The organism is Cyanobium sp. ATX 6E8 (assembly GCF_024346335.1).
In the GTDB taxonomy this organism is placed as follows: domain Bacteria; phylum Cyanobacteriota; class Cyanobacteriia; order PCC-6307; family Cyanobiaceae; genus Cyanobium_A.
Map to the genome: position 1 here is coordinate 1 of NZ_JAGQCT010000007.1, position 22,881 is coordinate 22,881.

The window sequence follows — 22,881 nt, forward strand, 5'->3', positions numbered from 1 at the left end:
GCAGAAGCCACCCCCGTGGCTCTGACCGCACCGGCAATCGGCTGAGGCAACAGCCTCTGCTGAGCGTGACGCTCAAACGGAATCCCTCAAGCCCCCTCCTCGGAGGGGGCTTTTTCATGGGAGATGGCCTTGGAAATGGTTGTGGCGTTGTTGCACAGGCTGTTTCACAACCGCAACAGCGGCTTTAAATACACCACCTGGGGTCGGGATCAGGCCTTCCGCCAGATCACCGCGCTGCGGCGCCGGGGATACAGCTCTCGGCACAGTGGGCAGACGGTGCCGTCGCAACCCCGGGCCGTGCAGAACTCACGGCCGTAGAAAATGATCTGGAGGTGCAGCCGATTCCAGGCCTCCTTGGGGAAAAGGGCCTTGAGATCGCGCTCGGTGTGCACCACGCTCTGGCCGCTGCTCAGCCCCCAGCGCTGGGCCAGGCGGTGAATGTGGGTATCCACGGGAAAGGCCGGCACGCCAAAAGCCTGGGCCATCACCACGCTGGCGGTCTTGTGACCCACCCCCGGCAACGCCTCGAGCGCTTCAAAACTGCAGGGCACCAGGCCACCATGGCGCTCGAGCAGCAGCTCCGCCAAGCGCTTGACGTTGCGGGCTTTGGTGCGGGCGAGACCCAGCTGGCGGATGTGGGCCAGGATCGACTGTTCGCTCAACGCCGCCATGGCGGCAGGGTCCGGACCAGCTTCAAACAGGGCCGGGGTGACCTCGTTCACCTTCTTGTCGGTGCACTGGGCACTGAGCAGCACCGCCACCAGCAGGGTGAAGGCATCGCTGTGGTCGAGAGGAACAGGGGTTTCGGGGTAATGCTCCTGCAGGCGCTCCATGATCAGCGTGGCCCGTTCCTGCTTCTTCAAGGTTGCGCCATGCCGCCAGCGAAGCCCAGTTTGTAGGCTCGGCCCAGCGCAGGTCGCCCATGGGCAGCAGCTTCGGTCAGCTTTTTCGGATCAGCACCTTCGGCGAATCCCACGGCGGGGGCGTCGGCGTGATCGTGGACGGCTGCCCGCCGCGGCTTGATCTTGATGTTGGGGCGATTCAGCAGGAACTGGATCGCCGCAAGCCGGGCCAAAGCAAGATCACCACCCCCCGCAAAGAGGACGACCGGGTCGAGATCCTCAGCGGCCTGCTCGATGGGGTGACCCTGGGCACGCCCATCGCCATGGTGGTGCGCAACAAGGACCAGCGACCTCAGGATTACAAGGAGATGGAGGTGGCGTTCCGCCCCTCCCACGCCGATGCCACTTACCAGGCCAAATACGGCATCCAAGCCCGTAGCGGTGGCGGCCGCGCTTCAGCCCGAGAAACCATCGGCCGCGTTGCCGCCGGGGCGATTGCCAAACAGCTACTGGCCAAGACCCATGGCACCGAAGTGCTCGCCTGGGTCAAGCGCATCCACGACCTGGAGGCGCCGATCGACCCCAACACGGTGACCCTTGAGGCCGTGGAATCGAACATGGTGCGCTGCCCCGATCCAGCCATGGCGGGGCGCATGGTGGAGCGGATCGAGGCGATCGGTCGCGAGGGCGATTCCTGTGGCGGCGTGATCGAATGCGTGGTGCGGCGGCCGCCGGTGGGGCTGGGTATGCCGGTGTTCGACAAGCTGGAAGCCGACCTCGCCAAGGCGGTGATGTCGCTACCCGCCACCAAGGGCTTTGAAATCGGCTCCGGCTTCGGTGGCACCCTGCTCAAGGGCAGTGAGCACAACGACGCCTTCCTGCCCAGCGAGGCCGGCCAGCTGCGCACCGCCACGAACAACTCCGGCGGAATCCAGGGCGGCATCAGCAACGGCGAAGCGATCGTGATCCGGGTGGCCTTCAAGCCCACCGCGACGATCCGCAAAGCGCAGCAAACCATCAACGATCGGGGTGAAGCCACCACCCTGGAAGCCAAGGGTCGGCACGACCCGTGCGTACTGCCGCGGGCGGTGCCGATGGTGGAGGCCATGGTGGCCCTGGTGCTCGCCGATCACCTGCTGCGCCAGCAGGCCCAGTGCAGCCTGTGGTGATCAGCAGCGGCAGGCTGTTCTGTTGGACTAGATCGCTGCCGCAGTGGGCTGCAGGCCGTTGCCGCCGAGCAGTCCGGCGGCCTTCGCCATCCGCCGCGCCGGCGATGAGCCCGCGCGCTTGGTGGACACCGCAGTGGACACAGCGGTCTTGCGAGCTGGTTTGCGTGCCGGCTTTTTCGGCACCGGCTTTTTAGGCACCGTCTTTTTAGGCACCCCAGACGCACTGGCCGGCTTGCGGGTTGCTGGCTTGGCGGCGCGGCTGCGGTGGCTGAGCACCATCGCCCACTCGGCATCGGTAAGGCTGGCAGGCTTGGCGCCGTGGGCGTCGGCAACCTTGGCCGCCTTCTCAATGTCGGCAATCAGATTGCTCCAGGAGGTCGCAAACCGCTTGTCGGACTGCGACTTGGCTCCACTTTCCACCAGGGTTTCGATCACGCCAGCGGCGGAGACCTTCTTGCGGCGGCGATTGAAAATTTCCTTCTGCAGTTGGGCGATCAACGCATCGGCCTTGTCGCTGAGCTTGATGGTGAGCTGAGACATAAAAGGGGGAACCTCTGTCTCAGCTGTAGCACTGCAGACTCGCAACGGCAACACATCAGCGCGATCGGGCCCCCAATCGCGCGACGAGGGCGGCCAAAAGCTGCCACTCCGCGTCGTTGGCGAGGGCTCCCCCCAGGGCCACCGCATCCACGCCCGCTTCAAGCCAGGGCTCGACGTCGCCTGGACGAAGACCTCCAGCGGCGATGCAATGGGGCAAGCTGCGCTCTCCCCCCAAAGGGCCGGCCAAGCGTTGCCAGTAGGCCTTCCCCACGCTGCTGGCGGGAAACAACTTGACCAGCGAGCAACCCCAAAGCCACGCCTGGTGCACCTCCGTTGGCGAGAGCACACCAGGCACCAACGGCAACCGCAACTGCCGGGCCCGATCCACCAGCTGGCGATCCAGCACCGGCGACACCACGTAGGCAAGGCCTGCAGCAGCCGCAGCCGCAAGTCCGGCGCCATCCAGCACTGAAGCGGCCCCCAGATGAAGCCGCGGAAAACGCTGGCGCAACAAGGCGCAGTGGGGCACCCACTGGGGATGACCACTCCAGGCAATCTCCACCTGGTGAACACCCAGCAATTGGAGCCGCTCCAGCGACTCGGCAAGATCCAGAGGGTCGAAAGCACGAAGCACCACCAGCAATGGCTGGTGGTGCAACGCCTCAATCAAGCCAGCCTCGATCAAGCCAGCTTCGGGCTCAGACGTATTCAGCGACCTTGACATCGCTGCGGATCAGCAGCTCCTGGAGACCTTCGGCATCCACCGATTCCTTCTCCACCAGCATGTCGGCCAGCTCATCGAGCACCGGACGGTTTTCGGTGAGTACGGCGGTGGCACGCTTGTAGGCCTCGGCCACCAGTTGGCTCACCTCCTCGTCGATGGCGGCGGCAGTGTCTTCGGAGAAGTCACGCTCGGCAGCGATGTCGCGGCCTAGGAACATGCCGCCCTGGCTGCGGCCGAGGGCCACAGGACCGAGGCGATCACTCATGCCAAAGCGGGTGACCATCTGTCGGGCCACGCGGGCCACCTGCTGCAGGTCGTTGGAGGCACCGGTGGTGACTTCGTCTTCGCCGTAGACGATCTCTTCGGCGACGCGTCCACCCAGGGCCACGGCCATCTGGTTTTGCAGGTAGGAGCGGGAATAAAGACCCGACTCCATGCGCTCTTCACTCGGGGTGAAGAAGGTGAGCCCGCCGGCGTTACCGCGGGGAATGATCGAGATCTTCTGCACCGGGTCGTAGTCGGGCATCAGGGCGCCCACCAGGGCATGGCCCGCTTCGTGATAAGCCACCAGGCGCTTGCGCTTCTCGCTCATCACCCGGTCCTTCTTCTCGGGGCCCGCCATCACCCGCTCGATGGCGTCGTTCACCTCGTCCATGGAGACTTCGGTGAGCTGACGCCGAGCGGCAAGAATCGCCGCTTCATTGAGCAGGTTGGCCAGGTCAGCACCGGTGTAGCCGGGGGTGCGGCGCGCGATCTTGTCGAGGTCAACGTCCTTGGCAAGCGTTTTGCCGCGGGCGTGAACGCCGAGGATCTGGAGACGACCGGCGTAGTCGGGACGATCCACCACCACCTGGCGGTCGAAACGGCCGGGACGCATCAGGGCTGCATCGAGCACGTCGGGGCGGTTGGTGGCCGCCACGATGATGATGCCGGTGTTGCCCTCAAAGCCGTCCATCTCGGTGAGCAGCTGGTTGAGGGTCTGCTCACGCTCGTCGTTGCCGCCGCCGAGGCCAGCGCCCCGTTGACGACCCACGGCATCGATCTCGTCGATGAAAACGATGCAGGGCGCACTCTTCTTGGCCTGCTCGAACAGGTCACGCACGCGGCTGGCGCCGACGCCGACGAACATCTCGACAAACTCCGAACCGGAGATCGAGAAGAACGGCACACCTGCTTCGCCGGCCACCGCCTTGGCGAGCAGGGTTTTGCCGGTGCCCGGAGGACCCACCAGCAGCACACCCTTGGGAATCTTGGCGCCGACGGCGGTGAAACGATCGGGGTTCTTGAGGAAGTCGACGACTTCGGTGAGCTCAAGCTTGGCTCCCTCGATGCCAGCCACATCGCCAAAGGTGACCTGGGTTTGGGGCTCCATCTGCACCCGCGCCTTGCTCTTGCCGAAGCTCATGGCTGGGTTACCACCTCCGCCCTGGGCGCGGCGCAACAGGAAGAACAGACCCCCGAGCAGCAGCAGGGGGAAGATCAGACTGCCCACCGCCTGCTGCCAGGCCGCCGGCTCGCGGCTGGGCTGCACGGCGATGTCGACGTTGTGGTCGGTCAGCAGCTTCAGCAGATCCTTGTCGGGGGCGAGGTTGACGACGGCGCGGCGGCCGTCGTTTTCCACCACCTGGGCCGTGCCCCGGTCGGGGGAAATCAGCACCCGGGACACCTCATTGCCCTGCACCGCCTCCACGAAATCGCTGTATCGCAGGGTGCGGGGCGCATTGGCCGGATCGGGTCGGTCAAGGAAGGCGGTGCCCACCGCGATCATCACGATCACGAGAAGGACGTAGAGCCCCGCGTTGCGCCAGCGCTTTTTCAAGACTCGTGCCTCTGCTGATGAGAATTTAGTAACAGAATGTTAACTGGCTCAGGCCGCAGCCCGAAGCACCTCCACCACACTACGGAAGGCGAACCATTCCGGGATCTCCTCGCCGCCGCGCAGCATCTGGCGGAACTGGGTGCCGCTGAGCTTGCGCACGTGGAGGCCACGGGCCTCGGCGTGCTCGGCGGTGACGTAGCCCTCCTCCTCGGTGTAGACGAGGTTGAGCGAGGGCACGGTTTCCATGCCCAGCTCGGGGGCATGGTCGCGGGCGAAATCCTGGGCCTGGTAGGGGCCGTAGAAGTCGTCGCCGCTGAGGGAGCTCTTGCAGCCGGCCATGTCGCGGCCAATGATGAAGTGGGTGCAGCCGTAGTTCTTGCGGATGATCATGTGCTGCAGGGCCTCGCGCGGGCCGGCCATGTGCATCGAATAGGGCAGGTAGGCCCAGCGGATGCGTGGGTTGTTGACCTCGGCCGCCAGGCGCTCGTAGGTCTGGAAGCGCACCTCACCGGCGATGTCGTCGTCCTGGGTGGGCCCGCAGGTGGGATGCACCAGCACCACACCCTGCTCACTCACGTTGCTGGCCTCCAGAGCCCGGGTGAACAGCTCGTAGTGGGCGCGGTGGATGGGATTGCGGCACTGGAAGGCCACCACGCTCTGGCCCTCGGGCAGGATGGCGCGCACTTCGGCAGGTGTTTTGCAAGGAAACACCCGCTGGGGCAACTCCAGGCCCTGCACGCTGCCGCCCAGGTAGAAGCGGCCCCGTTCACCGGTGATCATCCGCACAGCGGGGTGCTCGATCGACGTGGTGCCATAGCAGCCCTGGGCTTCGCGGGCCTTGTCCGGCTCCCAGCGGCTCTCCACCGTGAACACGGCCAGCTCCTGGCCCCGGTAGGTGAGCAGCAGCCGCTCGCCGAGACCGATCGAGGCATCGTCGGTGTCGAACACGATCGGCAGGCCGAACAGCAGGCCGCTGCTGGTGCGATGGCCGGCCACCACGGCGTCGTAATCCTCCTGGTGCATGAAGCCGCGCAGGGGGGAGAAGCCGCCCACCACCAGCAGCTCCACGTCGCAGGCATTGCGGTCGCTGCACTCAAGGCGGCGGCTGGCGCTTGCCTTCAGCGACTCCCGCTCACCGGCCGCCACCATCAGGTTGACGAGCGCGCCGCCATGGGGGGCAATCAGGCCGGTGGCGGCGGAGTCGGCAACGGTCATCGCGGGCGGACGCTCAGGGGAGGATGGATTCTCCCAGACCAGCAGCACACCGCTCGAGCTCTGAGGGTCGCAAACAGGTGCGGCCATCAAAAAGAGCCCCTTCCGGGGCTCTTGGCAACTGGTGTGCGCGGAGTGCTCAGACCTGTTCGAGGCGGCCGTAGAGCTGGCCGACGATCTTGACGTCGACGACGGCTTTGGTGCCCATGTCGGAGTCAGAGGGCTGAATGGCGGTGAACACGCCAGCGAACTCACCGGTGGTCGGATCGACCTTGGTGATGGAGAGATTCATCGTGCCGGAGCCATCGACGTAGCGCTTCACGGTTTCGCCGGTGAACTCATCGCCAGCCGGCACCAGGCCCACCGCACTGCTGTAGCCGGTGGTGAGGCCACGACCCTTGGGATCGAGGAAGTTGCTGGTGCGGTAGCTGGGGGCGCGATAGGAGCCTTCGAAATCGGTGCTGGTGGTGAGGGCTGCACCATCAGCGGTGGCCAGCAGCTCCTTGCTGGAGAAGGTGAAGGGCACTTCCTCGCCACCGGGCAGCAGCACGGTGATGGGCTGGAAGTCGATGCCGCCCAGCTCCTTGAAGGTCAGGCCATCGCCGCTGACGTTGAGATCGCCGTACACCTGATCCAGGCTGGAGGTGAAGCGGGTGAGGATCTTGCCGGCCACAAATTGGGCCTCCTGACGCTTGTTGGCGGGCTCGCCCTTCACATACACCTCAGCGGGGTGCATGCAGATTTCGCGGAGCTGATAATTCGACGAAGCATCCAAAGCAATGGAGCCCCGGGCCGAATCGGGCAGGGTCGGGCAATCGTTGGCCAGGCCGGTGTTGTGGATGTCGTCGTAGGTGAGGTTGGCGCGATCCACGGCCTTGGCCCCGCCGCTGCAGGCGGTCACCAGGGTCAGGCACAGCGCCAGCACAAGGGCCAGCAGAGGACGAAAACGCATGGGGGAACGCCCCAGAGACGGGGGATGGGAACTGGGCTGTGGCGGATCCTACCGGTGCAAAACCCTGATTCCCCGTACGATGTCGCGGCTCTCAACAACCTGTATGCGAGAGCCCGCCGCGCGCGAAGAGAGACAAGACATGAGCCTTACCCCGTCCCAGCAGGAGCGCCTCACCAGCCAACTGCAGCAACTCGAACACCTGGCCAGTGAACTGGAGGGCCAGCCGGAAGCCCTGTTGACCCTGTTGCGACAACTGGAGCAACTGCACCGTTCCGTTCAGGACGGACCCTTCCGCAGCAGCCTCCCCGCCGATCGCGGTCAGCTGTTCAGCCTGTTGCAGAGCGTCGAGCGCAGTGGCGGCTGGCCCTACATCCCCCGGCTTCAGCTGCGCACCTTCATGGATCTGCTCCAGCACGACGGAGCTCACGATGGGCCCCACAACGAAACCCCCGACGGCGAGCCCCTGGCCGCCTGAAGCCTGCCGCTCTTAAGGGCGCAGGGCCGTGAGCAACTGCTGGGCAATGGCCAGCTTGGAGCCAGGCTGCAGCCGTTGCTCACCGCCAACGCCGCCCAGCAGCCAGCCGTGGTTGGTGTCCACACCAAACCCGGCATCAGCCTGATCAATCGGATTGGCAAACAACAGATCGCAGCCCTTGCGGGCCCACTTGGCCCGGGCCTCGGCCAGCACCTCACCCGACTGGGCGGCAAAGCCCAGGATCCGCTGACCGGCGGGCCGGCGGGCCACCAGGCCGGCCAGCAGATCGGGCACCGGCTGCCAGCCGGAGGTGAGCTCAGCCTCCAGGGCTTCCTTGCTGAGCTTGTGCGCCAGCGGCTGCTGGCGGCGGTGATCGGCCACCGCCGCCGCCATGGCGATGGCATCGGCTTCGGGCTGGAGACGCAGCAGGGCCTGTTCCATCTGGGCTGCCGTCTCGACCGGCTCGCAACGCAGCCCCGCCAGCAGCTGGGGATCGAGGGCCAGGGGGCCATGCACCAAGGTCACCTCCGCCCCGCGCAGCCGTGCTGCCTGAGCCAGCAGCACGCCCATCCGTCCGGTGCTGGGGTTGGTGAGACAGCGGACCGGATCGAGCGGCTCGCGGGTTGGGCCGGCCGTGACCAGCAAGCGCAGGCCAGCCCAGTCGCGCTGCCAGCCCCACAACTGCAGGCTCTCCAGGGCGAGCAGCAACTGCACCGGCTCGGCCATGCGGCCATCCCCGCGGCGGTCGCAGGCCAACAGGCCCGCCGCAGGCCCCAACGGCAACACCCGCTCAAAACCCTGCAGCAGCTCCCAGTTGCGCCGCACCGCCGGGGAAGCCCACATCGCCGTGTTCATGGCCGCCGCCGCCAGCACCGGCGCCTCCGTGGCCAACAGGATGCTGGCCAGCAGGGTGTCGGCCAATCCGTGCACCCAGCGGCCCAGGCTGGTGGCACTCAAGGGAGCCACCAGCACCAACTCCGCCCACTCCGCCAGCTCCACATGCAGTGGGCGGGGGGCGTGATGGCTCCACTGATCGGCGTCGAGGTGGCACGGATGGCGACTCAGGCTCGCCAGGGCCACCGGACTCACCAAGGCGGCCGCCGAGGACGTGAGCACGCAACGCACCTCGGCACCGCGCTGGGCCAGGGCGCTCACCACCAACGGCAGCTTGACGGCCGCAATGCTGCCGCTGATTCCCACCAGGATGCGGCGGCCCGCCAGGGGGTCGACCAACACAGAAGCGGAGTCGGCCGGCTCAGTCCTCATCGAAGGGTTCCTGGTCCACCAGATGCACGTAGGGACGCGCCAGCTCAGGGCGGTGAATGGCCAGCGCACGCATCAGATGCCAGTCCTGCAGGCCCGCGAAGGGGGTGGGGTAGTCGTCTTCGTCGAGACGGAGGGCCAAGGCGGCGGTTGATGCCTCATCAAAGGAGGCGATCAACTCAGGCGTGATCGCTGCGGCTGCTGTCATTGGGGAGGCTGCCATCGTTGAGGAAGCAGCCTTGGGTAGGGAATCGGTCAAGTCGCTGGCCTGCTCAGTGATCTCCATTCTCGGCTCTCAGGACAACAGCCACCGCCACAGGACTGATAATTTCTGGCAGAGACGCGCCCTCGGGCTCGTTGGATCGGGGAATTAGCTCAGCTGGTAGAGCGCTGCGATCGCACCGCAGAGGTCAGGGGTTCGAGTCCCCTATTCTCCATCTTCTGACCAGCGGGAAGGCCTGAACCTCCACCATGAACTGGCATCCCGACGCCGAAGCCAAACTCAAGGAAGTGCCCTTTTTTGTGCGGCCTGCGGTGCGGCGACGCATTGAATCGATGGCCCAGGAAGCCGGCCGCAGCGAGGTCGACGCCCCCTTTTATGAGCAGGCCAAGGCCCAGTTCGGACAGAAGTGATCCGGCGATGCGGTAAAAGGGTCTTTGGTACAACACCCATCGATGTCGCAATCGAAACGCGAACAGGTGGTTAGCCACCTGCGGTACATCCGCCAGGAGCTCCGTGAAATGCACCAGGGCGTGATGGATGACGGCCTGCTCCCCGAGGCCGGTGAGGTGCGCGGCGTGATGGCCCAGATGGAGGCCCTGCTCGAACTCCTGGAGGGCAAGTCCTCCCGCAAGAAAGACAGCGACGGCTGAGACGCAGACCGGGGCTGCTCCCCAGGGCGTCAAGGCCCCCTGGGGACGCTCTGGCAAACGTCCGCTCTGCCGTTGTAAGCACTCCATCCAGGCGCTTTGGTTGCAACGTCCCCATCACCCAGCCCGGGCTTCGGCCGCGGGCTTTTTTATTGGAATCCCCTATCTGTAGCGGTAAAAGGCTGCGCACACTCCAGAGATGGTGTAGACAGGATTGGGCAGGGCTCGGGCCGGGTGATGGGGATCACCGCCGTCAGCTTCCCTGCCCCCCTCATTTCAGTCCACGCTAAAGGCCTTCCACTGATGGCCTCCCACTCATGCAGGTGCGGTCGTGATCGCCAGCCCCCCGGAACGGCCCTACCAGCAGACCCGGTTTCAAGAACGGGTTGCACAGGCCAGGGCGGGGCTGGAAGGCTGGGCTGGCAACCCCTGGCGGCGGCTGTCGCTGCTGCTGATCGTGTTGCTGATCAGCTTCAGCATCGGCGGGGCCGTCGGCTCACTCACCGGCACCCTGGCCCAACTCGACCCCGTTGGGGCCTTGATCTGCGTGGTCGCCATCGAGCTGGCCATCCGTGCCCGGGGGCCCCTGCTGCGCCGCAGTGGTGATGGCCTGGTGCTGCAACTGATCGACATGGCGCGCATCGGCCTGCTCTACGGGCTGCTGCTGGACGGTTTCAAGTTGCTGTGAGCGGTTCGGCTGCTGCCAGCAGATAGAGCAGAGCCATTCGAATCGGGATGCCGTTGCGCACCTGCTCCTCTACGAGCGAAACGGCCGGATCGTCGAGCACCTCCCCGGCCAGCTCGACGCCCCGGTTCACCGGGCCTGGATGGAGCAGGGGCACCGGCTGGCCGCAGAGGGCCAGGCGGGCGCGGGTGATGCCGAACTGGCGGTGGTACGTGTCGAGGCTGGTAAGCAGGTGCTGGTGCATGCGCTCCTTCTGGAGCCGCAGGGTCATCACCGCATCGGCTCCAGGCAGGGCCGCCTCCAAACTTCGGGCGATCCGCACCGGGCCGCGCGTCGCCACCGGATCAGCCGCCTGGCCGGGAGGCGGCGCCGCCACGAAATCAGCGAAGGCATCGGGCAGCAGGGTGGGCGGGCCGCAGAGCACCACCTCGGCGCCGCAGGCGGTGAGGGCCCAGAGATTGGAGCGGGCCACCCGGGAGTGGAGCACATCGCCCACGATCACGATCCGCTTGCCGCGCAGGGCCGCGGGCGTGGGGGCCGCCGGGGCGAAATGACGCGCCAAGGTGAACAGATCAAGCAGACCTTGGCTGGGGTGGCTGTGCAACCCATCTCCGGCGTTGAGCACCGCCACCCGCTCACCGGCCTGATCCAGATCGGCCGCCAGGCTCTGGGGCACCCCGGCGCAGCGATGGCGTACCACCAACACGTTGGCGCCCATGGCCACGTAGGTGCGGGCCGTATCGAGCAGGCTCTCGCCCTTGCTGAGGGAACTGGAGGAGGGCGAAAAACTCTGCACATCGGCCGAGAGGCGCCTTGCCGCCAGCTCGAAGCTGCTGCGGGTGCGGGTGCTGGGCTCAAAGAACAGACTGGTCATCAGCCGCCCCTGCAGGGCAGGCAACTTGCGGGCGCCGGCGACCGGCAAGGCCCGGAAGCGCTGGGCCAGCGAGAGCACGGTGGCGTAGTCATCCAGCGAGAAGGCCGCCAGATCCAGCACGTGGCGGTGGCTCCAGCTGCTCAAGGGGTGCGGCGGCTCACGTTCTCAGGGTAGGGCCAGCCGAGGGACCCAACAGCACCTATTCTTACCAAGTAATACCTCTCCCAAAGCAAGGCCCCGCCATGGCTGAATCCAGCGGTTGCGCCGTGACCAGCAAAGGGCAGGTGACGATTCCTCAGATGATGCGGCAGCAGCTGGGCTTGCACAGGGGCAGCCGTGTTTGTTTTGAGTTGGTGGGCGATCACCTGGAGATCAGACCGGCGCGACCGGCAAGCAGCCCAACACACAGCGGCTTTGGCCTGCTGAAAACGACCATCCCACCGGTGCCAAGCGAATTCGATCCGGCCACGTTGTTGCAGCCGTGATCGGCCTAGACACCAATGTGCTGGCCCGCTACTTCATCGACGAAGCCGGCGCCGATGACGCCACCGTCAAGCAGCGGGAAGCCGCACGCACCTTGCTCGAATCGGGCCAAGGCCTGTATGTACCCAAAACCGTGGCTCTGGAACTGGAGTGGGTGCTGCGGGGGTATTACCGATTCAGCCGAGATCAGGTTGGGCTTGTCTTTGACGCACTGCTGAACCTGCCAAGCCTCCAGATTGAAGACCGCGCCGCAATCGAACAGGCCTTGGCAGGGCTACGTGCCGGACTTGATTTCGCCGATGCGCTGCACCATGCCAGTTGCCGCGCCTGCACAGCCATCGCCTCCTTCGATCAGCGCAGCTTCGCCAAGCCTGCACGCGCACTGAATCTGCAACCGCGGGTGATCACTCCCAGCTGATGCTCCCGGGCACGAGCCCTGGATCACACCTGCCAGATGTCCTGCAGTTCGATCCGCAACCCCGGCAGAAGCTGGCCGCCATCCAGCTGGGTGGCAGCCTCAATGCGGTACGGCTCACCTGCCACCGGCCAGACCTCCACAGCCCGCTCCTCAGGGATCAGCAACCAGCCCAGCTGGGCCCCGTTGGCCTGGTAAGCCGCCATCTTCTGGCGCAGGGCGGCAACAGCGCGGGGGCCTTGATCACTGGGGCAGGCGAGTTCCACCACCACATCTGGACAAAGGGGTGGAAAGCTTCGTCGCTGCTGAGGGGTGAGGACCTGCCAGCGCTCCAGACGAACTAGGGAGGCATCGGGGCTGAGCACCGCGCCGTCAGGCAGACGAAAGCCGGTGGAACTGTCAAAGACCTGCCAGCCGCCGAGCTGATCGGCCCAGGCCAGAAAGCGCATCAACAGGCGACTGTTACGGGCGCCGGTTTCCCCGCCGGTTGGAGTCATGTGGATCAGGTTCCCAGCAGCATCGAGCTCGAGTACCGCCTCTGGATTGGCGGCACAGACGGCAGCGAATTGCTCCGGGCTGAGGCATAGATCAGAAGGCAGCTGCAGGGGCGCCAGAGCATCAGCCCCTGGTGCTGGAGGAGCAATGGTCATAGCCCCAGCAAGAAGACCAATTCATCGTAGGGGGGCTGCCGATCCCCCTTGGCCCGCCTGCTGACGCTGCGGCTGGCCCGCCAATACCAGCGCCATGGAATGTCCTGGCCCTGGCTGATGCCGATGCGACTGGTCTGCATCAGGTCGGCATCGCCCAATCCAACCAGCTCGGGCGGCCGCGGGGCGATCCACAACCCCTGATCGGGATGCACCGGTTGGGCGTCATGGGAACGATCGATGCCAAACCAACGCGCCAACATCGCCGGACCTGCCGCCACCCGGTCGGGCTCGCCAGGAAGGGCCACGGCACGCAGCAACACGCCATCCGCCCAATCGGGCCGGTGCGTCACCACATTCACGCAGTGGTGAATGCCATAACTCACATAGACATAAAACCGCCCTGGCTCACCAAACAGGGTTTCGTTGCTGGGAGAGCGGCGGCGATGCCCGTGGCAGGCGGGCTCGCTCTGGCAATACGCCTCCGTTTCCACAATCACGCCCCAGAGCAGCTCCCCAGTGGGTTGGCGTTTCACCAGCAGGCAGCCGATGAGCTCGGGGGCAACCACCTCAGCGGGGCGGGCGAAGAACGCCTTCGGCAACGGATTCCCCACAAGATCGGGGCGCTGCTCGCCAGCAGCCGCGGCAGCCAGCAGACTGGGCCTTGATGCATCAGGCCTGCGGGCTGCCATGAACTCCACCGGCTTTACCCTCGCCACCGTGCTGATCTTCGGCAGCGGCTTTTTTGTGCTGGCCACCCTGTTCTTCGGCACCAAGGGCGGCTACTACGACACCGACAACTACGACGGCAACGGCACCGCCCACTGATCCAGCCTTTTTAGGGGTTGCTGAGCCGCTCGGCTTCGGGGCAGTCTTCGGAGGTGATCACGTCATCGGGGCTGCCGCTGCGGCACACATAGGCCAGGCGGGTGCTGACGGCACCGATCGAGTCGAGACGCACGCTCTCCTCCCAGCTGTGGGTTTCGTCGTCGTCCTCGGCGTCGTAGCGCAGGGTGACGAGATCTCCCTCGATCTCCACCACGGTGGCCTCCTCGATCCAGCGCTGCTGGTCCCGCAGGAACACCCACACCGGGCGCTGTTCGGCACAAAACTGGTAGAGCTTGCGGTGCAGCATGGGCCCTGGGCACTGCTGGCATCGAAATCCTAGGCAGCCCGCCCGGGCCCGTTGCTGTTCACCATGACCCAATCCGCCCCTCGGGCTGCCAGCCCCACCGAAGCCATCCGGCTGCAACTGCGCAGCTGGCCCGAAGTGGAGGCCTATCTGGAGCACTGCAAGGGCGTGATCGTGCCCCTGGGCTCCACCGAGCAGCACGGCCCCACCGGCGCCATCGGCACCGACGCGCTCACCGCCGAAGCGGTGGCCCTGGAGGTGGGCCGCCGCACCGGCGTGCTGGTGACGCCGGCCCAGGCCTTCGGCATGGCCGAGCACCACCTCGGCTTTGCCGGCACGGTGAGCCTGCAGCCCTCCACCCTGCTGGCGGTGCTGCACGACGTGGTGCTGTCGCTGGCGCGCCACGGTTTCGAGCGGATCTACGTGATCAACGGCCACGGCGGCAACATCGCCACCAGCAAGGCCGCCTTCGCCCAGGCCTATGCCACCGCCGCCAGTCGCGGGCTGCCGAATGCCCCACAGCTGCGCTGCAAGCTGGCCAATTGGTTCATGGCTGGGCCGGTGATGCAGGAGGCCCGCAGCCTCTATGGCGACCAGGAGGGCCACCATGCCACCCCCAGCGAGATCGCCCTCACCCTGCACCTGGAGCCCAGCCTGCAAACCAAGCAGCGCCCCCTGCCGGAACCGGCCCCCGCCGGGCCCATCCACGGGCCCGAGGATTTCCGCCGCCGCCACCCTGACGGCCGCATGGGCTCCAACCCCTATCTGGCCCAGCCCAGCCACGGTGAGCGCTTCCTGGATCTGGCTGCCACGGCCCTGGCCGCCGACCTGGAAGCCTTTCTGGCTTGAGCGCTAGCTTCGAGGCCAGAGAGTTCAGCCCCCATGAGCAAGATCACTGCCGACGACGTGCGCAAGGTGGCCCAACTGGCCCGCCTCGCCCTGCCGGAGGAGAAGATCGCCACCTACACCGGGCAGCTGGAGCGCATCCTCGACTATGTAGCCCACCTGGAAACGGTGGACACCGAAGGCGTGCCTCCCACCACCCGTGCCGTGGAAGTGGTGAACGTGACCCGCGAGGACATCGTGACGCCCACCAGCGTGCGGGAAGAGCTTCTCGACGAAGCCCCCCAGCGGGAAGGCAACTTCATTCGCGTGCCAAAAATTCTGGCCGACTAAAATTCGGGTCGACTAACGGACGAGCTCCTAGCGCTTAGGGGAAACGGCCGTGCGGTGCAGCAGCTCCAGCACGCGCCGGCGCGCATGCCGGGTGGGCATCAGGGCAGCAATGGGACGCAGCTTGCTGCGCTTCTTGCGGTGACTGCGCACCCCCAAGAAGATGTCATAAAGGAAATTGAACCCATCGCTTTTGCTTTCAAACACTCCAAGACGCTGAGGTGAGCCTTTGGCATCCAGAATCGATTTGGTGGCGTGATAGGCAGGCCGATATTCAAACCAGGGAATCGATGGCCAGAGGTGGTGGATCAGGTGGTAGTTCTGCCCCATGATCAGCCAATTCATCAGCCGCCCTGGATAAACACGTGAGTTGTGCCAGCGGTTGCGCGACTGGAAGGGGCGGTGGGGCAGGTAGTCGAAGAACAGGCCGAGGGTGACGCCCACCATCAGAGCCGGTGCAAACCAGCAATTGAACACAAAATCGAGAAAATTATATTTCGCGGCCGCAATCACAATCGCCGCAAAAATGCCCCGGGCCATCCCCCACTCGAGCAGTTCATAGCGGCGCCATAAACGCCGGCGGAAAAAGAACAGCTCGTGATAAAAGAAGCGCGGTGCGATCAACCACAACGGCCCGAAGGTGCTGACGATGTGATCTGGGTCGTTCTTGGGGTCGTTGACATGGGCGTGGTGTTGCAGGTGCACCCGCGTGAACACCGGAAAGCTGAAGCCGAGCAGCAGGGCGGCGCCATGGCCCATCACCGCGTTCCAGAAGCGGTTGGGGTGAGCAGCGTTGTGGCAGGCGTCATGGATGACGGTGCCCTCCAGGTGCAAGGCCAGAAATCCGGTGGCCAGCAACATGGGCAGGGGCCAGCCCCCCGCAAACCAGCCCCAGATCGTGAGGGCTGCCAGGCCATAGCCGGCCAGGAACAGGCCCACCGTGGGATTCCAGGGGGCCGGGGGATCGAGAAACTCGCGCGGCACCAAGCTCGACGGTGTCGGCTTAGCCCCGACAGGGGCGACGGTCGTGGGGGTCGCTACCAAAACCTGTGTCATCGCGGTTGAAACAGGTCCCAAAGGGTTGGCTCCCGGCAACTTAAGAAAACGTTGATGCCCACCGGGGGACTTGAACCCCCACGACCAAGGCCACTGGTACCTAAAACCAGCGCGTCTACCAATTCCGCCAGGTGGGCGAACCGGGACTGTAGGGACAGGAGCGAGAAGCGCACACCCAGGAGGCCACCCAGAATGGTGGAATCCTTCTGATCCGGCCATGCTCGCCACCCTGGGCGGACTCCTGGCACTGCTGCTCGGCCTCGCCATCCTGCTGCTGCCGCTGTTGGCCACCGAACTGAGCCGGCCGCGGGACTCGGTCTGGGGTGCCGTGGTGCTCCTGCTGGGCCTGATATTGGTGACCAGTGCCGATCGGCTCACCGGAGCACCAATGCTGGGCGTGCTCTGCGGGGGGCTGCTGATCGGCCGTCTAGCGGCGGAGGTGTCCCAGGGGCGCTGGCGGCAGCTCAGCCAGGAGGAACAGCAGCGGCTCTGGTCGAAGGAGCGCTGGCAGACGAGCCTGCAGCAGGCGGGAGCGACCGTGACCCATCTGATCGCCCAGGTGGGCGCGAGCAGCACCGGGCTGGGGCAGTGGCTCGCGGAGCGCCGCCAACCGAAAACCAGCGGCAAACGCTGGGTACGCCCCGAGGAACCCGAGCCGGCAGGCACCGTGGTGGTGAGCTCTTTTGCCGAGATCGATGCCCTGATCGAGGCTGAACCAGCAGAGCCGGAGGCGGCCAGCAGCCAAGCGGGATAATCGGCCCTTGCTGCCCTGTGGCGACGTGACCGCCAGCTCTGCCCCCGATAGCACCGCCGCAGCGGGGCAGATCTCCTACAAGGACACCCTCAACCTGCTCCAGACGCCCTTCGCCATGCGGGCGAACGCCAAGGTGCGCGAGCCCGAGATCCAGGCGTTCTGGGCCGAGCGGCAGATCTACGCGCGGCTCAGCCAGGAGAACGCGGGCGAGGCCTTCACCCTGCACGACGGGCCGCCCTACGCCAACGGGGCCCTGCACGTGGGCCATGCGCTCAACAAGATCCTCAAGGACATCATCAACAAAACCGCCCTGCTTCAGGGCAAGAAAGTGCGGTTCGTGCCGGGCTGGGACTGCCACGGCCTGCCGATTGAACTCAAGGTGCTGCAAGGGCTGAGCAGCAGCGAGCGGGCCGAGCTCACCCCCGTGAGCCTGCGCCAGAAGGCCCACGCCTACGCCCTGGAACAAGTGGAGGGCCAGAAGGCCGGCTTCCGGCGCTGGGGGATCTGGGCCGACTGGGATCAGCCCTACCTCACCCTGCAGAAGAACTACGAGGCTGCCCAGATCGGCGTGTTCGGCGCGATGGTGCTGGCCGGCCACATCTACCGGGGCCTCAAGCCGGTGCACTGGAGCCCCAGCTCCCGCACCGCCCTGGCCGAAGCCGAGCTCGAATATCCCGACGGCCACACCTCTCCGAGCGTGTATGCGGCCTTCCCGGTGGTGGAGCTGCCTGAAGGCCTGGCGGCCCAGCTCAGTGCCAGCGGCCTGCCGGCCGAAGCCGCCACGGGCGCTGGCGGCCTGGCCGTAGCGATCTGGACCACCACCCCCTGGACTCTGCCCGCCAACCTGGCGGTGTCGGTGAATGGGCGGCTCGACTACGCCATCTGCGCCGTGGCCCCGCGCGGTGAGGGTGCCGCCCCTGCCGCCAGCCACCTGGTGGTGGCTGCCGAGCTACGCGAGGGCCTGGAAACCAGCCTGGGGCTCACGCTCACGCCGCTGCTGACCGTGAAGGGCGCCGCTCTGGAAGGCATCGTCTACCGCCATCCGCTGCTGGAGCGCTCCAGCCCGGTGCTGATCGGCGGCGACTACATCACCACCGAAGCAGGCACAGGCCTGGTGCACACGGCCCCGGGCCACGGCGTCGACGACTTCAACACCGGCAAAAAGGCGGGTCTACCGGTGCTCTGCCCGGTGGATGAGGCCGGCACTCTCACCGCGGAAGCCGGCCCCTTCGCCGGCACCAACGTGCTGAAGGACGCCAACCCCACGATCATCGCGGCCCTGGAGGCCACCGGCCTGCTGCTCAAGCAGGAGCGGTACGCGCACCGCTACCCCTACGACTGGCGCACCAAGAAGCCCACGATCTTCCGCGCCACCGAGCAGTGGTTTGCCTCGGTGGAAGGCTTCCGCGCCGCCGCCCTCGAGGCGATCGCGGCGGTGGAGTGGCTGCCGGCCAGCGGCCGCAACCGCATCGAGGCCATGGTGAGCGAGCGGGGCGACTGGTGCATCAGCCGCCAGCGCACCTGGGGCGTGCCGATCCCTGTTTTTTATCACCGCGACAGCGGCGAGGTGCTGCTCAACGAAGCCACCCTGCGCCACATCCAGGGGTTGATCGCCGAGCACGGCGCCGACGTCTGGTGGCAGCGCGATGAGTCCGGCCTGCTGCCGGGGGCCTACGCCGCCGAAGCCGGCCAATGGCGCAAGGGCACCGACACCATGGACGTGTGGTTTGACTCCGGCTCCTCCTGGGCCGGCGTGCTCCAGGAGCGGGGCCTGCACTACCCCGCCGATCTGTATCTCGAGGGCAGCGATCAGCACCGCGGCTGGTTTCAGAGCAGCCTGCTCACCTCGGTGGCCGTCAACGGCCATGCCCCCTACAAGCGGGTGCTCACCCACGGCTTCACCCTCGATGAGAAGGGCCGCAAGATGAGCAAATCCCTGGGCAACGTGGTGGATCCGGCGGTGCTGGTGGAGGGCGGTAAGAACGAGAAACAGGATCCGGCCTACGGCGCCGATGTGCTGCGCCTGTGGGTAAGCTCGGTGGACTACTCCGCCGATGTGCCACTGGGGCCGGGGATCGTCAAGCAGCTGGCCGATGTGTACCGCAAAGTGCGCAACACGGCTCGCTACCTGCTCGGCAACCTGCACGACTTCGACCCGCGCCCCCAAGCTGAAGGCGGCGACGCCGTGCCCCTCGCTGAGCTGCCGCTGCTGGATCAGTGGATGCTGCAGCGCACCGCTGCCCTGATCGACAGCGTGACGGGAGACTTCGAGCGCTACGAGTTTTACCGCTTCTTCCAGGCGCTGCAGAACTTCTGCGTCGTCGATCTCTCCAACGTCTACCTCGACATCGCCAAGGACCGCCTCTACGTAAGTGGTGCCGCGGAGTTCCGCCGCCGCAGCTGCCAGACCGTGCTGAGCCTGGTGGTGGAGCGCCTCGCTGGGCTGATCGCGCCGGTGCTCTGCCACATGGCCGAAGACATCTGGCAGAACCTGCCCTACCCAGTGGCCGAGGCCTCGGTGTTTGAGCGGGGCTGGCCGACGGCGCCCGCGGAATGGCGCCAGCCAGAGCTGGAGGCTCCGATGGCCGCCATCCTGGAGCTCCGCGCCCTGGTGAACCGCCAGCTGGAGAGCTGCCGCGCCGGCGGCCAGTTGGGCGCCTCGCTGGAAGCGCAGGTGCAGCTGGATCTCACCGCAGGTAGCGAGGTGCTGGTGGAAGCGCTCGGCTGGCTGGAGCACTCACCCCACCACGCCGTCGACAACCTGGCCGACTGGCTGCTGGTGTCGGGCCTGCGCATTGGTGGCGCAGCCCCGGAGGCTGTTCTGCAAGAGGCCGAGGACGCTGGCGTGCGGGTGCGGATCGCCAAAGCCGCAGGGCAGAAGTGCGAGCGCTGCTGGCACTACGAAACCGACATCGGCAGCCACAGCGCCCACCCGACCCTCTGTGGCCGCTGCGTGACGGTGCTGGCTGGATGAACAGCCCTGCGGCAGCGGGCCCTGGGTTCCGTGCCGAAGAGCTGATCGCCCAGCTCCAGCTACAGCCCCACCCGGAAGGCGGTCACTACCGCGAGACCTACCGGGCCAGCGAACAGGTGAACAGCCCGCGGGGGCCCAGGGCAGCCAGCACGGCGATCCTGTTTCTGCTGGCAGCGGGCGAGCGCTCGTGCTGGCATCGCATCGCCTCCGACGAGCTCTGGCATCACCACGGTGGTGGCGGACTGGTGATCCATGAGCTCTGCCCGGCTGGCCAGGCGCGCTCCACCCATCTGGGGCTCGACCTGTCGGCCGGAGTGCAGCCCCAGCACATGGTGCCGGCGGGCAGCTGGTTTGCAGCCGAACCCCTGCCCGGCAGCGCCTGGAGCCTGGTGAGCTGCACCGTGGCACCCGGATTTGACTTCGCCGACTTCGAGCTGGCGAGCCAGGCCCAGCTGGCCGCCCATGCCGAGCCCCTGAGCCGGATCTGCCCGCACTGGCAACGCCTCTGTGCGGGGTGCCTGTGAGCCTTCAGAGCCAGCTGACGGGATCGAGAAACCCATCCACCGGAGCCGGACCAGCCAGCCGCTGTTCAGCAGACGGGTTGAGGGGGCCCAGCAGCAGTTCAGCCGTCTCGATCACGGCTCCATCAGGCAGCAACGGCTGATCAGGGTCGTAGGCCGTGGGATGGGTGGTGCTGCTCGAGAAGCCCCGAAACATCACCAGCTCAAACGCTTCCGCCACCTCAGCAGCGCCCTGCAACTGGCCACGCAAGCGGAGCACCCGGTCGGGGCGATCGCGACTGAGCAGCTCCAACTGGGCAAGCAGGGCCGAATCCACCATCGCCACCCCTCAGAACTCCCCAGCGATGCGGCCCTGCTTGGGCAGGCGCACCAGCAGCCACTGCAGCAGGCCCACCACGTAGGCCACCAGGCCCACGTAGCCGATGAACGCCGCCACGGCCGGGGTCCACTCACCGCCGAAGACGAAATCAAACAGGGCTTCCACGTGGCGGTGCAGCCCCAGGGGGGGCTGGATCCAAATGGCGCACTGGGCCTTGCCCAGGGCGGCGCCATCCAGGCAATGGAGGGCCGTAGCACTGAAGGCCGCCCCCGCCAGACCCCACACCGTCAGGCTCCAGCGCCAGATGCGCAGAGTGAGGGGCAAGGGCCGCCAGGGCGGCAGATCGGCCAATTCCTCGTTGAGATCCACCCAAAACCACACACTTACAACCACCAGCAGCTGGGCCAGCACGGCCACCACAAACCCCAGGGGCCGGCGGTCGGTGAGCAACAGGGTGGCAAGCAGCAGCAAGCTGGCCACCTTCCAATAGATGCCCAGCAGCCGCACAAGGGCCCCCTCGCGCCGCACGGTGGCCCAAATCAAGAGCACCAGGGGCAAAGCGATGCTGAACAGGACGGCCAGGCGGACATCGAGCCACACCAGCGAGCGGTACAACGGTTCGGGCAGGGCGGCGAGCACGCGGCTGGTTCGGTAAGGCGCCATTATCCGTGGCCCCCGGCGGGCGATAGGGTCCAGCCCATGGCCGCCTTTTCACTGCCCAGCTGGCTCTCCCGCCCCTTCGCAGGCCGGCCCGATCAGGCCTGGTGCCGCACCGCCCTGGCCACCGAAACCTCTCTGCAGGCTGCGGTGGAGAGCATTGCCCGCCAGCTGCGCGGCGCAGGCCCAGCGGATCTGGCCCTGGTGTTTGCCGCGGCCAGCTACGCCAGTGATCTGCCGCGGCTGCTGCCCCTGCTGCGCGAGCAGCTGCGGGCCGAGCACTGGCTGGGCTGCCTGGGTGGTGGCGTGGTGGGCACCGACCCCTCCGGAGCCCCCCATGAACTGGAAAACAAGCCGGCCCTGAGCGTCACCCTGCTGCGCCTGCCTGGCGCCAAGCTCCAACCCTTTGCCATCAACACCGACACCCTGCCCGACCTGGATGGCCCAGCCGACCCCTGGCGCGCCTTGCTGGGCGTTCCGGAACCAGCCAACCCCGCGTCCAGCCCCTCGATGCTGCTGCTGGTGGATCCCAGCTGCTCCCGCATCAACGATCTGATCAGCGGCCTGGATTACGCCGCTCCGGAGGCGGTCAAACTCGGCGGCATTGCCGGCCAGCACAGCGCCCCCCATGGCTCCCTGCTGTTCAACGACCAGGTCGTGCGCGGAGCCGTCGGCTGCCTGATCGGCGGTGCCTGGCAGCTCGATCCGGTCGTGGCCCAGGGCTGTCGCCCGATCGGCCCGGTGTTCGATGTCGAACAAGCCCAACGCAATGTGGTGCTGGAAGTGAGCCAGGGCCAGGCCCGCCGCAGCCCGGTGGCCGCCCTGCAAGCGATCCTCACCGAGCTCAACCCCCGAGAGCGGGAGCTGGTGAAGAACTCCCTGTTTCTGGGGGTCGGCCGCAGCAGCTTCAGCCTCGAGCGCGCAGAACCGGACGGTCCCACGGCCTTCCTGGTGCGCAACCTGATCGGCGTGGATCCTCGCAATGGGGCCGTGGCCGTGGCCGAACGCATGCGGGTGGGTCAACAGGTGCAGTTCCAGCTGCGCGATGCTGCCGCCTCACGCCAAGAACTGCGCCAGCTCCTCGGCCGGCAGCAAGCGCGCCAACCAGAGCCCCTGGCCACCCTGCTGTTCGCCTGTCTTGGCAGGGGCGCAGGGCTTTACGGCGAAGCCGATGGCGACGTGAGCCTCTGCCGCGAGACGTTTGCCCAGGTGCCGATCGCCGGGGTGTTCTGCAATGGCGAGATCGGGCCGGTGGCCGGCAGCACCCACCTGCATGGCTACACCGCCAGCCTCGCCTTTCTGGTGCAGCGCGGAGACAGCTGATG

29 protein-coding genes and 2 tRNA genes are annotated in these 22,881 nt (G+C 66.5%); 15 read left to right on the plus strand and 16 right to left on the minus strand.

Annotated features, from left to right (window positions below):
- Window positions 1-209 precede the first annotated feature (209 nt).
- Entirely contained in the window at window positions 210-863 is a 654-nt protein-coding gene (gene nth, locus KBY70_RS07300; protein WP_094559189.1) for an endonuclease III, read from the minus strand.
- A 59-nt stretch (window positions 864-922) separates the two neighbouring features.
- On the opposite strand from nth, the gene aroC reads away from it, so the two are divergent.
- Window positions 923-2,011, plus strand: a complete 1,089-nt coding sequence (gene aroC / locus KBY70_RS07305; RefSeq protein WP_254987966.1) for a chorismate synthase — start codon at window positions 923-925, stop codon at window positions 2,009-2,011.
- A 27-nt stretch (window positions 2,012-2,038) separates the two neighbouring features.
- On the opposite strand, the gene KBY70_RS07310 is transcribed toward aroC, so the two are convergent.
- The 5 genes from KBY70_RS07310 to psbO all read right to left on the minus strand — a co-directional run bounded on the left by KBY70_RS07310 (window position 2,039) and on the right by psbO (window position 7,258).
- Entirely contained in the window at window positions 2,039-2,551 is a 513-nt protein-coding gene (locus tag KBY70_RS07310) for a hypothetical protein (RefSeq protein ID WP_254987967.1), read from the minus strand.
- Between the two features lie 55 nt (window positions 2,552-2,606).
- Window positions 2,607-3,236: a bifunctional 4-hydroxy-2-oxoglutarate aldolase/2-dehydro-3-deoxy-phosphogluconate aldolase gene (locus KBY70_RS07315; protein WP_254987968.1), complete on the minus strand. Its 630-nt coding sequence runs from the start codon at window positions 3,234-3,236 to the stop codon at window positions 2,607-2,609.
- Between the two features lie 13 nt (window positions 3,237-3,249).
- Window positions 3,250-5,094 (minus strand): ATP-dependent zinc metalloprotease FtsH3, encoded by a 1,845-nt coding sequence (gene ftsH3 / locus KBY70_RS07320; RefSeq protein ID WP_094559186.1) that lies wholly within the window; start codon window positions 5,092-5,094, stop codon window positions 3,250-3,252.
- 48 nt (window positions 5,095-5,142) lie between these two features.
- Entirely contained in the window at window positions 5,143-6,309 is a 1,167-nt protein-coding gene (sat, locus tag KBY70_RS07325; protein ID WP_254987969.1) for a sulfate adenylyltransferase, read from the minus strand.
- Between the two features lie 136 nt (window positions 6,310-6,445).
- Window positions 6,446-7,258 (minus strand): photosystem II manganese-stabilizing polypeptide, encoded by an 813-nt coding sequence (gene psbO / locus KBY70_RS07330; protein WP_094559184.1) that lies wholly within the window; start codon window positions 7,256-7,258, stop codon window positions 6,446-6,448.
- A gap of 139 nt (window positions 7,259-7,397) precedes the next feature.
- Here psbO and KBY70_RS07335 point away from each other — a divergent pair, with 139 nt between their 5' ends.
- On the plus strand, window positions 7,398-7,733 hold the full coding sequence (locus KBY70_RS07335) for a hypothetical protein (RefSeq protein WP_094559183.1): 336 nt from the start codon (window positions 7,398-7,400) through the stop codon (window positions 7,731-7,733).
- A 12-nt stretch (window positions 7,734-7,745) separates the two neighbouring features.
- Here the strand turns inward: KBY70_RS07335 and coaBC are convergent, their stop codons facing one another.
- Entirely contained in the window at window positions 7,746-8,999 is a 1,254-nt protein-coding gene (coaBC, locus tag KBY70_RS07340; RefSeq protein ID WP_254987970.1) for a bifunctional phosphopantothenoylcysteine decarboxylase/phosphopantothenate--cysteine ligase CoaBC, read from the minus strand.
- Window positions 8,989-9,204, minus strand: coding sequence for a DUF2555 domain-containing protein (locus KBY70_RS07345; protein ID WP_094559181.1), 216 nt, complete (start codon window positions 9,202-9,204; stop codon window positions 8,989-8,991). Before KBY70_RS07345 ends, coaBC begins: the two co-directional genes overlap by 11 nt.
- A gap of 156 nt (window positions 9,205-9,360) precedes the next feature.
- Between KBY70_RS07345 and KBY70_RS07350 the strand changes: the two genes are divergently transcribed.
- The 4 genes from KBY70_RS07350 to KBY70_RS07365 all read left to right on the plus strand — a co-directional run bounded on the left by KBY70_RS07350 (window position 9,361) and on the right by KBY70_RS07365 (window position 10,554).
- Window positions 9,361-9,433, plus strand: a tRNA-Ala gene (locus tag KBY70_RS07350).
- A gap of 34 nt (window positions 9,434-9,467) precedes the next feature.
- Window positions 9,468-9,629, plus strand: coding sequence for a PCP reductase family protein (locus tag KBY70_RS07355; RefSeq protein WP_254987971.1), 162 nt, complete (start codon window positions 9,468-9,470; stop codon window positions 9,627-9,629).
- A gap of 42 nt (window positions 9,630-9,671) precedes the next feature.
- The gene (locus tag KBY70_RS07360; RefSeq protein ID WP_094559179.1) at window positions 9,672-9,869 is read left to right on the plus strand and encodes a hypothetical protein; all 198 of its coding nucleotides are present in this window, start codon (window positions 9,672-9,674) and stop codon (window positions 9,867-9,869) included.
- 328 nt (window positions 9,870-10,197) lie between these two features.
- Complete coding sequence (locus KBY70_RS07365) at window positions 10,198-10,554, plus strand: DUF565 domain-containing protein (protein WP_233128402.1); 357 nt, start codon at window positions 10,198-10,200, stop codon at window positions 10,552-10,554.
- On the opposite strand, the gene KBY70_RS07370 is transcribed toward KBY70_RS07365, so the two are convergent.
- Complete coding sequence (locus KBY70_RS07370) at window positions 10,541-11,569, minus strand: aspartate carbamoyltransferase catalytic subunit (protein ID WP_254987972.1); 1,029 nt, start codon at window positions 11,567-11,569, stop codon at window positions 10,541-10,543. The two genes, KBY70_RS07365 and KBY70_RS07370, sit on opposite strands and share 14 nt — an antisense overlap.
- 98 nt (window positions 11,570-11,667) lie before the next feature.
- Between KBY70_RS07370 and KBY70_RS14555 the strand changes: the two genes are divergently transcribed.
- Together KBY70_RS14555 and KBY70_RS07375 are read left to right on the plus strand one after the other, a co-directional pair.
- Window positions 11,668-11,910, plus strand: coding sequence for an AbrB/MazE/SpoVT family DNA-binding domain-containing protein (locus KBY70_RS14555; RefSeq protein ID WP_094559177.1), 243 nt, complete (start codon window positions 11,668-11,670; stop codon window positions 11,908-11,910).
- Window positions 11,907-12,326 carry a type II toxin-antitoxin system VapC family toxin gene (locus tag KBY70_RS07375; protein ID WP_158217017.1) on the plus strand — a complete coding sequence of 140 codons (420 nt, stop codon included), beginning with the start codon at window positions 11,907-11,909 and terminating at the stop codon, window positions 12,324-12,326. Before KBY70_RS14555 ends, KBY70_RS07375 begins: the two co-directional genes overlap by 4 nt.
- A 23-nt stretch (window positions 12,327-12,349) precedes the next feature.
- Here KBY70_RS07375 and KBY70_RS07380 read toward each other — a convergent pair whose 3' ends face one another.
- On the minus strand, window positions 12,350-12,973 hold the full coding sequence (locus KBY70_RS07380; RefSeq protein WP_094559176.1) for a Uma2 family endonuclease: 624 nt from the start codon (window positions 12,971-12,973) through the stop codon (window positions 12,350-12,352).
- Window positions 12,970-13,572 carry a DNA-3-methyladenine glycosylase gene (locus tag KBY70_RS07385; RefSeq protein ID WP_315859700.1) on the minus strand — a complete coding sequence of 201 codons (603 nt, stop codon included), beginning with the start codon at window positions 13,570-13,572 and terminating at the stop codon, window positions 12,970-12,972. The genes KBY70_RS07380 and KBY70_RS07385 overlap by 4 nt, the downstream gene beginning before the upstream one ends.
- A gap of 88 nt (window positions 13,573-13,660) precedes the next feature.
- On the opposite strand from KBY70_RS07385, the gene KBY70_RS07390 reads away from it, so the two are divergent.
- Window positions 13,661-13,798: a hypothetical protein gene (locus KBY70_RS07390; RefSeq protein ID WP_198953805.1), complete on the plus strand. Its 138-nt coding sequence runs from the start codon at window positions 13,661-13,663 to the stop codon at window positions 13,796-13,798.
- A 10-nt stretch (window positions 13,799-13,808) separates the two neighbouring features.
- Here KBY70_RS07390 and KBY70_RS07395 read toward each other — a convergent pair whose 3' ends face one another.
- Window positions 13,809-14,105: a DUF6679 family protein gene (locus tag KBY70_RS07395; protein ID WP_094559170.1), complete on the minus strand. Its 297-nt coding sequence runs from the start codon at window positions 14,103-14,105 to the stop codon at window positions 13,809-13,811.
- A 63-nt stretch (window positions 14,106-14,168) separates the two neighbouring features.
- Between KBY70_RS07395 and KBY70_RS07400 the strand changes: the two genes are divergently transcribed.
- Together KBY70_RS07400 and gatC are read left to right on the plus strand one after the other, a co-directional pair.
- A complete protein-coding gene (locus KBY70_RS07400; RefSeq protein WP_094559240.1) occupies window positions 14,169-14,951 on the plus strand; it encodes a creatininase family protein in 783 nt (260 codons plus the stop codon).
- A 33-nt stretch (window positions 14,952-14,984) separates the two neighbouring features.
- Window positions 14,985-15,278, plus strand: a complete 294-nt coding sequence (gene gatC, locus KBY70_RS07405) for an Asp-tRNA(Asn)/Glu-tRNA(Gln) amidotransferase subunit GatC (RefSeq protein WP_094559169.1) — start codon at window positions 14,985-14,987, stop codon at window positions 15,276-15,278.
- Window positions 15,279-15,305: 27 nt separating this feature from the next.
- Here gatC and crtR read toward each other — a convergent pair whose 3' ends face one another.
- Together crtR and KBY70_RS07415 are read right to left on the minus strand one after the other, a co-directional pair.
- Window positions 15,306-16,331 (minus strand): beta-carotene hydroxylase, encoded by a 1,026-nt coding sequence (crtR, locus tag KBY70_RS07410; RefSeq protein ID WP_254987973.1) that lies wholly within the window; start codon window positions 16,329-16,331, stop codon window positions 15,306-15,308.
- A gap of 55 nt (window positions 16,332-16,386) precedes the next feature.
- Window positions 16,387-16,468 (minus strand) — tRNA-Leu (locus KBY70_RS07415).
- 80 nt (window positions 16,469-16,548) lie between these two features.
- Here KBY70_RS07415 and KBY70_RS07420 point away from each other — a divergent pair.
- From KBY70_RS07420 to KBY70_RS07430, 3 genes are read left to right on the plus strand one after another with little or no spacing between them, the layout of a single operon-like run.
- Complete coding sequence (locus KBY70_RS07420; protein ID WP_254987974.1) at window positions 16,549-17,085, plus strand: Ycf66 family protein; 537 nt, start codon at window positions 16,549-16,551, stop codon at window positions 17,083-17,085.
- Window positions 17,086-17,110: 25 nt separating this feature from the next.
- Window positions 17,111-20,059, plus strand: a complete 2,949-nt coding sequence (gene ileS, locus KBY70_RS07425; RefSeq protein WP_315859701.1) for an isoleucine--tRNA ligase — start codon at window positions 17,111-17,113, stop codon at window positions 20,057-20,059.
- Window positions 20,056-20,583, plus strand: coding sequence for a cupin domain-containing protein (locus tag KBY70_RS07430; protein ID WP_254987975.1), 528 nt, complete (start codon window positions 20,056-20,058; stop codon window positions 20,581-20,583). Before ileS ends, KBY70_RS07430 begins: the two co-directional genes overlap by 4 nt.
- A 4-nt stretch (window positions 20,584-20,587) precedes the next feature.
- Here the strand turns inward: KBY70_RS07430 and KBY70_RS07435 are convergent, their stop codons facing one another.
- Window positions 20,588-20,899 carry a hypothetical protein gene (locus KBY70_RS07435; protein WP_254987976.1) on the minus strand — a complete coding sequence of 104 codons (312 nt, stop codon included), beginning with the start codon at window positions 20,897-20,899 and terminating at the stop codon, window positions 20,588-20,590.
- Between the two features lie 9 nt (window positions 20,900-20,908).
- On the minus strand, window positions 20,909-21,562 hold the full coding sequence (locus KBY70_RS07440) for a DUF3177 family protein (protein ID WP_409996034.1): 654 nt from the start codon (window positions 21,560-21,562) through the stop codon (window positions 20,909-20,911).
- A gap of 36 nt (window positions 21,563-21,598) precedes the next feature.
- On the opposite strand from KBY70_RS07440, the gene KBY70_RS07445 reads away from it, so the two are divergent.
- Entirely contained in the window at window positions 21,599-22,879 is a 1,281-nt protein-coding gene (locus KBY70_RS07445; protein ID WP_254987977.1) for an FIST N-terminal domain-containing protein, read from the plus strand.
- Window positions 22,880-22,881: the final 2 nt, after the last annotated feature.

Excerpts from the sequence above, each read along its gene's own strand:
- aroC (WP_254987966.1), top strand. The coding sequence starts at position 923 with ATGGGCAGCAGCTTCGGTCAGCTTTTTCGGATCAGCACCTTCGGCGAA.
- KBY70_RS07310 (WP_254987967.1), bottom strand. The coding sequence starts at position 2,551 with ATGTCTCAGCTCACCATCAAGCTCAGCGACAAGGCCGATGCGTTGATC.
- sat (WP_254987969.1), bottom strand. The coding sequence starts at position 6,309 with ATGACCGTTGCCGACTCCGCCGCCACCGGCCTGATTGCCCCCCATGGC.
- psbO (WP_094559184.1), bottom strand. The coding sequence starts at position 7,258 with ATGCGTTTTCGTCCTCTGCTGGCCCTTGTGCTGGCGCTGTGCCTGACC.
- KBY70_RS07335 (WP_094559183.1), top strand. The coding sequence starts at position 7,398 with ATGAGCCTTACCCCGTCCCAGCAGGAGCGCCTCACCAGCCAACTGCAG.
- coaBC (WP_254987970.1), bottom strand. The coding sequence starts at position 8,999 with ATGAGGACTGAGCCGGCCGACTCCGCTTCTGTGTTGGTCGACCCCCTG.
- KBY70_RS07345 (WP_094559181.1), bottom strand. The coding sequence starts at position 9,204 with ATGACAGCAGCCGCAGCGATCACGCCTGAGTTGATCGCCTCCTTTGAT.
- KBY70_RS07355 (WP_254987971.1), top strand. The coding sequence starts at position 9,468 with ATGAACTGGCATCCCGACGCCGAAGCCAAACTCAAGGAAGTGCCCTTT.
- KBY70_RS07360 (WP_094559179.1), top strand. The coding sequence starts at position 9,672 with ATGTCGCAATCGAAACGCGAACAGGTGGTTAGCCACCTGCGGTACATC.
- KBY70_RS14555 (WP_094559177.1), top strand. The coding sequence starts at position 11,668 with ATGGCTGAATCCAGCGGTTGCGCCGTGACCAGCAAAGGGCAGGTGACG.
- KBY70_RS07380 (WP_094559176.1), bottom strand. The coding sequence starts at position 12,973 with ATGACCATTGCTCCTCCAGCACCAGGGGCTGATGCTCTGGCGCCCCTG.
- KBY70_RS07390 (WP_198953805.1), top strand. The coding sequence starts at position 13,661 with ATGAACTCCACCGGCTTTACCCTCGCCACCGTGCTGATCTTCGGCAGC.
- KBY70_RS07395 (WP_094559170.1), bottom strand. The coding sequence starts at position 14,105 with ATGCTGCACCGCAAGCTCTACCAGTTTTGTGCCGAACAGCGCCCGGTG.
- KBY70_RS07400 (WP_094559240.1), top strand. The coding sequence starts at position 14,169 with ATGACCCAATCCGCCCCTCGGGCTGCCAGCCCCACCGAAGCCATCCGG.
- gatC (WP_094559169.1), top strand. The coding sequence starts at position 14,985 with ATGAGCAAGATCACTGCCGACGACGTGCGCAAGGTGGCCCAACTGGCC.
- crtR (WP_254987973.1), bottom strand. The coding sequence starts at position 16,331 with ATGACACAGGTTTTGGTAGCGACCCCCACGACCGTCGCCCCTGTCGGG.
- KBY70_RS07420 (WP_254987974.1), top strand. The coding sequence starts at position 16,549 with ATGCTCGCCACCCTGGGCGGACTCCTGGCACTGCTGCTCGGCCTCGCC.
- KBY70_RS07430 (WP_254987975.1), top strand. The coding sequence starts at position 20,056 with ATGAACAGCCCTGCGGCAGCGGGCCCTGGGTTCCGTGCCGAAGAGCTG.
- KBY70_RS07435 (WP_254987976.1), bottom strand. The coding sequence starts at position 20,899 with ATGGTGGATTCGGCCCTGCTTGCCCAGTTGGAGCTGCTCAGTCGCGAT.
- KBY70_RS07440 (WP_409996034.1), bottom strand. The coding sequence starts at position 21,562 with ATGGCGCCTTACCGAACCAGCCGCGTGCTCGCCGCCCTGCCCGAACCG.
- KBY70_RS07445 (WP_254987977.1), top strand. The coding sequence starts at position 21,599 with ATGGCCGCCTTTTCACTGCCCAGCTGGCTCTCCCGCCCCTTCGCAGGC.